Below are 1,457 nucleotides of genomic sequence, written 5' to 3' on the forward strand. Positions count from 1 at the left end.
TCTCCAGGGTCGGATGCGGTAACATGATCAGGATCTCTCCGTGGTGGGGGCGATCAGTGGTAGTAGCCGGGGCCGCGCACATTGGTGTGCTCGATGGGCGTGGCCTCGGTTCGCCGCTCCCCATCCAGCGGCTGACGGTCCAGACCGCGACGCAGGATCGACTTCAGGTTCGTGTAGCTGCCCACCCCCAGGCTCAGTGCCCGCTCCGAGGCCGCTTCCAGGCGCTGTGGGCTGTAATGTCGGGCTAGGCGCTGGAGTCCTTCGGCCAGGCGCCTTGCACGGCGTAGGGGGCCGTTTTCGAGTTCTTGGCGCAGGAGTGTGGCGGTCGCCACACCGACGCCCTCAGCCCAACGCAGCATCTGCCCGCCGTCGAGCGCCGCGTAGGCCCGGTGGTGGGGCGGCATGTGCTCGTTCAGGGTGCTCTGCCCTGGGCCGTCGTGGCGTGGATGGGCGGCGACGCGCAGGCTGGCGTGAAAAACCTCGAGCGCCGCGGCGGTGATCCGCAGCTCCACTTCCTGGCCGATGAGCCCGTGCGGGACGCTGTAGCTGTGCCCGGCGTGCTCGACATGGTAGGTCGGGCCGAGCTGCAGACGGCGCCAAATGGCCGGCTCGAAGGGGTGCGTCGGTAACGGGCGCAGTGCCGGGCGCTCGAGTTCCTCGAAACGCTGCCGGCGACTGCCGGCACGGCGCGAGAAAGGCCGCTCATTCAGCGCATCGAGCCGCTCGCGGATCGCCGCATTGGCCTCCGCCAGGCTGAAGAAGCGCCGATCGCGCATGGGTGCGAGGATCTCTCGCTCGACAATCAGCACGGCGTTCTCGGCCAGCGCCTTATCCTTCGGGGCACGCACCCGCGCCGGGACCACGGCGAAGCCATAGGCCGCGGCCAGCTCGGCGTAGGCCCGATTGAGCTGCGGATCGTAGCGGTGGGGTCGCTGCACGGCGCTTTTGAGGTTGTCCGGGACGATGCACTCGGGCACACCGCCGATGTAGGTCAGCGCACGGATGTGGGCGTTGAGCCAGTCGCTGCTGCCCTGAGTCGCCGACGCCTCGGCGTAGACCAGTTGCGAGCAGCCGAGCACGGCGACAAAGACCTGCGCCGGCAGCTGCTCACCGGTCTCGCCATCATGGATCGGGAGGGTCATGCCCGCGTAGTCGACGTAGAGCGCCTCGCCGGCGGTATGGACCTGCGCCATGCTCGGCTGCTCTCGACCCAGGTGGCGGCGCAGGTGGACGCAAAACGCCGAGTAACCGTAGCCCTTCGGCTCCTGCTCGCGGTACTCAAGCCAGAGCTGGTGGCGGGTCACGCCCTTGCGCGTGAGCTCGCGGGCAACCTGCTCCCAGTCCGGCTCCGGCGGGAGGTCAGGGCGAGGACCGGCGCGATGCGGGAAAAGCAGCTGCTCCAGGGCATGATCGTCAAGATCCTCGGGCAGCGGCCATCCGAGCCCAGCGGCCTGGGC

Annotated in this window: 1 protein-coding gene; it reads right to left on the minus strand. The window is 69.0% G+C overall.

Annotated features, from left to right (window positions below; all coding sequences use genetic code 11):
• Positions 1-53 precede the first annotated feature (53 nt).
• A partial coding sequence (gene istA / locus LRG07_RS13585; RefSeq protein WP_238642724.1) for an IS21 family transposase occupies positions 54-1,457 on the minus strand: 1,404 nt, incomplete at its 5' end.

Source organism: Halorhodospira sp. 9622, assembly GCF_022228025.1.
Classification (GTDB): Bacteria; Pseudomonadota; Gammaproteobacteria; order Nitrococcales; family Halorhodospiraceae; genus Halorhodospira; species Halorhodospira halophila_A.